The following is a 4802-nucleotide window of genomic DNA, read 5'->3' as shown; positions in this document are numbered from 1 at the left end:
AATATTATCCCCCCATCTAAAGGTGAATTAGCTTGTAGCGATGAAGGGGTTGGCAGGCTAAAAGAACCAGATGAAATTTTTGATTATGTTAATGATTACATACAAAGCAGCAAAGAATATAAGGGGATTAGATTTTTAGTTACAGCAGGCCCTACAAGGGAGTATATTGATCCTGTTAGATATATAACAAATAGATCATCAGGGAAAATGGGTTTATCATTAGCTAATGTTATAAAGAGAAAGGGCGGTACTGTATCATTAGTGACTGGGAGTATAGATTGTAAAGACATACATTATGATAGAATATTTAATGTTGAAACTGCAGATGAGATGTTAAATCTATTGAAAAAAGAAGTAAAAGAAAGTGATATATTGATAATGGCTGCAGCTGTAGCTGATTTTAAACCAAAAGAAATAAGTGAAAGAAAAATAAAAAAGGGTAAGAGTTTTTTATTAGAGCTAGTAGAAAATCCTGATATATTGAAGGAATTATCAAAAGAAAAAGATGAAAGCCAAGTATTTGTTGGTTTTGCAGCTGAAAGTGATGATTTAATTGAGAATGCAAAAAAGAAAATAGGTGAAAAAAATCTAGATATGATTGTTTTAAATGATATCTCGAGGAGTGATATAGGCTTTGATTCTAATTATAATGAAGTCACATTGATATATAAAAATGGTAGAATGAAAAGGGTGCCAAAAGCAACAAAAGAAAAAATTGCAGAAGAAATAATATCTAAAGCAGTTGAAATATATAAAAGTATAAATGGATAACTTTTACAGATTTGTCTATGGTATTGAATGGTTTTATATTCCAAATAAAAGAAAAGATGTAGTTAAAGAACAAATGCCTTCAAGTAATAACACTGTTAGTATTAATACTGATAAGGATATCTTAAGTTTAATGAAGAAGTTAGAGGATGAAGTATTATCATGTAAAAAATGCAACCTATCTCTAAATAGAAATAATGTAGTTTTTGGAGAAGGCTCTCTTAATGCTAAATTAATGTTTATTGGAGAAGGTCCAGGTTATATGGAGGATAAGAAGGGGAGGCCTTTTGTTGGTAGAGCTGGTTTATTGTTAGATAAAATGATAAAAGCGATGGGATATAAAAGGGAAGAGGTTTATATAGCAAATATTGTTAAGTGTAGACCTCCTAATAATAGAGTGCCTACAAAAGATGAAGCTGCAATGTGTTTGCCCTATTTGATAAAACAGATTGGGCATATAAAACCAGAAGTAATTATATGTTTGGGTAGCTCTGCTGCTAACTACTTATTAAATATTAATATGTCGATAACAAAGATAAGAGGCTCTATTAGGGAGTTAAAACTAAAAATTAATAATAGTAATTTGAAAATAAAAGTTATTCCAACATATCATCCTGCATATTTATTAAGAAATCCTAACAAAAAAGCTGAATCTTGGCAGGATTTACAAAAGGCTATGTCTATATTAAAAGATTTATAGAAATTGTGCTTAATTTATCAATTCGTCAAGCATTAGCTTATTGTTGTACGATATTGCTTTATTTGGACAAATAAATATGCAGAAACCACATTTTATGCATTTATTTATGGCTACATTTATTCCAACTTTCTTTAACTTTCCATCTTCATCTCTTATAGTTTTTTCTGAAAGTGCACCCGTTGGGCAAAATATATAACAAAGTCTACAAAGACTACATTTATTAAAATCTATCTCTATAGAGGTTAATTCAATAGAGTTTGCTGTATCAAATATAGCATTTTTTGAGTTTAATTTCATTGCTTTAAGATTTTTAATTAATAGGACTCTATTTAATGGTATATATTTTGAATGTAGTATTTTTCTATTTTCTTTTAGTTCTTTTTTGCTTATAAATAGAGTTAACAAATCTTTTGCACTATTTATGCTCTCTTTTCTGAAATATCCAAAGAGTTCTCTTCTTGAAAGATAGGGAATTTCTTTTTTAGCTTTGTTGTTATTGCCTATGATATTTTTTATGTAATCTGTGTCATTAATTATTTCTACCGAGAGTTTTACATCTTTGAAGTTTTTAATAAAATTGTAGGCTAATTCTTTGTTATCTAAAAATATTTTGTTGCCTACTGAATTGATACAATTTTTACAATCACAGAGTATTGTAACCGGCTTGTTTGTATTATTTGCAATATGGATTAAGATTGTAAAATCTATAATACTAGTACAAGGTATTTCAATTAGATAGGTTAGATTATTATGAGGTATTAAACTATTGTTTTTTTCATAGAATTGTTTACATATAAAAATTAAATCTTTATTATTAACAATAAATTCATTAATTTTACTTATTAATTTATAATAACGATAAAATTTAAAATCAAATGTTTTTGTTGGACATTTTGTAACACAAACTCCACATTCGCTACATTTGCTATCATCGATCTCGATTAATTTATTATCTTTGTCTATATTAATAGCATTATTTTGGCAATTTTGGGTACATATAGAGCACGGTTTGTATTTTGAAATAAAATTTAAACATCTATTGGGATCAATAAATAAATTTTGCGATATTGTTTTTATTGTGTTATTTAAGGAAGTTAGTTTATTAAACATCTTGATTTAATACATTTACTAAATCCTCTAAAGATTTATAATCAGTCCTTATAAAACCAAGGGTTATATCAGCTACTGGTTTATAGAAATTGCTAATATCTGTTTCTCTAATATCTAAACACAACTTATTTACCCAACGTAAAAGGTGTTTTTCCATAAATTCTTTTGAGGTTTTTATTTTATCTGATGCTTCTTTATAGTTGTTTTCATCTAAAAATCTGATTGCTTGTTCATTCAAATGTCCTATAAAGGCAAGTTCAGCTGCTATGTGATCATCTGGTTCATTGAAGCTTTTTTTGGTTATAACTTTATTATTTATGTAAAATTTTAAAACATCCTCAGTCTCTTGTTGATACATTAAGCCTTCTTCTGAAAGATAGACTGACTCATAGGGGTTTATAGTTTTAACTTCTACAATGCTAGCTGTAACATTTAAAAATAACATTGCATAAATTCTTGCAAGTTCATCTATAAATTCATCTAAATTTTCATTATTAATATTTAACAATCTATTTTTTAGACTACCCACACCTTTTATAAAAGCCTCATCTTCACTACTTTTAGACAATTCTTCTAGAAGGGGTAAATGATTTCTTAAAGTATAAAATAATTCTTTATCAACTTCCTTTTCGTACAAGCGTGACAGAAGAAAATAGATTTGTGCCCTCATATTCAATATTGCTTTAATATCTAAACTATCTGTTTTTATGTTATTACTCATATAATTGTAAACTCCTTTAATTGTTATTATTAAATTAAATAATAGAGGGCTTTAAGCCCTCTATTATTATAATTACTCTTTTTTCTTAAAAATAATATTTGGATTTAGTGGTTTACCTGAAGGTGTTGTTTGGTTGTGATCAAAGTTTGGTGCATCTAGGGTAGCATTAGGATATTTTCTCTTTAATTCATCAATTGGGCCTGCATCAAGTGCTCTATTTAGACAAGCTGCAACACATGCTGGTTTTCTTCCATCAGATATTCTATCAATGCAAAAAGTGCATTTAGTCATTTTAGGTCTAGCTGGATCATTTTGTGCGTACTGCCAATAATTTTCGTTGTAATATTGAGGCGCATCCCAAGGACAAGCTGAGTGGCAAGCCCCACAGGAAATACAATCTTCAGTGTGTACTAAAACTGCGCCGAACTCTGGCTCTTTATATATAATTTGCACAGGGCAAGCCTCAAGACAAGCTGGATTCTCACAATGATTACAAGATATTGACAGAGGGAAGGTGTTAATATTTGGATAGGTACCTGTTATAACCCCGTTTTCTTTTGAACCTAGCAATGTTGCTGAGTCATTATAATTTGTTACAAGTCCGTAGGGAGTAGGCACTCTTCTCCACCTTTCCTTCATATAATGCTTTCTCCATTCTTCAAGGTTCCAATTATCTGTTTCTGGATTAATATAAGTTTCTCTTTTTTCTGTTTCGCCAACCTCTACTTGGTAGTCTCCAGATTCAATCCATGCATATGAGGTATGTCCCTCGATATTTTTATCTCCTCTTTTATCATCATTCCAATTTTTACAAGCAAGTGTACAAGTTTTACAACCAATGCACCTGCTTTGATCAAAATACCAACCCCATTGTGGCATATTTACCTCCTAATTTATTATTCTGGTTTCGTTTTACTTACTTCAACTAATACTGAGTTGTGGCTCATTCCACTGCCACCAATCCCCATAACTGATTGATGTGGATCGTGTGGGCCTGATTCTAGAAATGGAACCAACGTTGCTGAACAACCGCCAACATCAACTGGTACTTTAATGTCTTCCATATGGTTAGGATCTTCAATTGCATTATGAACATCCATTTTAATAGTAACAAATTCAGTTGTACTTGGCGAATACCAGCTACCCTGTTCAAGGTTGCATGAGCCTGGTCTCATTCTATCACTTACATATGCTTTGACCTTTACACAGCCCCTATCATTATAAACATATACAACATCATCGTTTTTTATCCCACGCTCTTCAGCATCCTTTGTATTTAACCAAATATTTCCAGGGAATTCGTCTTTGATAAATGGAACATTATCATAAGTTGAGTGTGATTTATTTCTTGCAGCTTTTGCAATCATTACAAGTTTATAAGGCGTTCTTCCATCTTTTATCATATCATAGCCTTCAAAATTGTATAATGGTATTGGCCTTGGATCAAGCCTTGTATAAATATAGTCATCTGTGGTGTTTCCCCTTAAGAAAGCTGCATCTGGG

6 protein-coding genes are annotated in these 4802 nt (G+C 30.4%); 2 read left to right on the top strand and 4 right to left on the bottom strand.

The genetic code is table 11. The annotated features are described in order from the left end of the window. Positions 1–771: bifunctional phosphopantothenoylcysteine decarboxylase/phosphopantothenate--cysteine ligase CoaBC (gene coaBC / locus SVN78_08585; GenBank protein ID MDY6821662.1), on the top strand; the 771-nt coding region annotated here is incomplete at its 5' end. Beyond that, positions 764–1468: a uracil-DNA glycosylase gene (locus tag SVN78_08580; protein MDY6821661.1), complete on the top strand. Its 705-nt coding sequence runs from the start codon at positions 764–766 to the stop codon at positions 1466–1468. The genes coaBC and SVN78_08580, both read left to right, overlap by 8 nt. A gap of 9 nt (positions 1469–1477) precedes the next feature. Here the strand turns inward: SVN78_08580 and SVN78_08575 are convergent, their stop codons facing one another. The 4 genes from SVN78_08575 to SVN78_08560 all read right to left on the bottom strand — a co-directional run. Then, positions 1478–2578, bottom strand: coding sequence for a 4Fe-4S binding protein (locus SVN78_08575; protein ID MDY6821660.1), 1101 nt, complete (start codon positions 2576–2578; stop codon positions 1478–1480). Beyond that, positions 2571–3299 (bottom strand): molecular chaperone TorD family protein, encoded by a 729-nt coding sequence (locus SVN78_08570; protein ID MDY6821659.1) that lies wholly within the window; start codon positions 3297–3299, stop codon positions 2571–2573. Before SVN78_08570 ends, SVN78_08575 begins: the two co-directional genes overlap by 8 nt. A gap of 72 nt (positions 3300–3371) precedes the next feature. Next, the gene (locus SVN78_08565) at positions 3372–4178 is read right to left on the bottom strand and encodes a 4Fe-4S dicluster domain-containing protein (protein MDY6821658.1); all 807 of its coding nucleotides are present in this window, start codon (positions 4176–4178) and stop codon (positions 3372–3374) included. Positions 4179–4195: 17 nt separating this feature from the next. Then, on the bottom strand, positions 4196–4802 hold a 607-nt coding region (locus tag SVN78_08560; GenBank protein ID MDY6821657.1), incomplete at its 5' end, for a molybdopterin dinucleotide binding domain-containing protein.

Source organism: Deferribacterota bacterium, from assembly GCA_034189185.1.
Lineage (GTDB): Bacteria > Chrysiogenota > Deferribacteres > Deferribacterales > UBA228 > UBA228.
Note: the sequence above shows the minus strand (reverse complement) of the source record. Positions and strands in the feature narration are given on the sequence as shown.

Bases quoted from the DNA above. Each gene is read 5' to 3' on its own strand.
- SVN78_08570 (MDY6821659.1), bottom strand. From the start codon at position 3,299: ATGAGTAATAACATAAAAACAGATAGTTTAGATATTAAAGCAATATTG.
- SVN78_08575 (MDY6821660.1), bottom strand. From the start codon at position 2,578: ATGTTTAATAAACTAACTTCCTTAAATAACACAATAAAAACAATATCG.
- SVN78_08580 (MDY6821661.1), top strand. From the start codon at position 764: ATGGATAACTTTTACAGATTTGTCTATGGTATTGAATGGTTTTATATT.
- SVN78_08565 (MDY6821658.1), bottom strand. From the start codon at position 4,178: ATGCCACAATGGGGTTGGTATTTTGATCAAAGCAGGTGCATTGGTTGT.